Annotated in this window: 1 pseudogene; it reads left to right on the forward strand. The window is 73.3% G+C overall.

Features of this window, described 5'->3' with window-relative positions:
- Positions 1–32: 32 nt before the first annotated feature.
- Positions 33–318, forward strand: a pseudogene (locus ACFWPJ_RS31940) (hypothetical protein); the annotation flags it as partial.

Consider the following 318-nt stretch of genomic DNA (forward strand, 5'->3'; position numbering starts at 1 on the left):
GGTCCTCGGGTGTGCGCCTGCGCTTTCCGCGGGTGAGCGGCGCCCTGGACGACGGCGCCTGGCCCGCCCTGCTGACACCCGACGACCTGCGCCCTCTGAATGCCCTGGTCCGCGGGGTGAACCCCCGCTTCGTCGCCCGGGCGGGCGCGGCGGACGAGCACGGCTGGACCGTCGCGATCGACCTGGCCGACGAACCCTTCCGCGAAGCATCCGAGGTGGCCGTGACCCGGTTCAGCACCGGCGCCGGCTTCGCCTTCACCGATCGTGGGAAGCCCCTGCCGCTCACCGTCGTGTGTGCGGTCGCCGAGAGATGGACTG

This window comes from Nocardia sp. NPDC058497 (assembly GCF_042720195.1).
Classification (GTDB): domain Bacteria; phylum Actinomycetota; class Actinomycetes; order Mycobacteriales; family Mycobacteriaceae; genus Nocardia.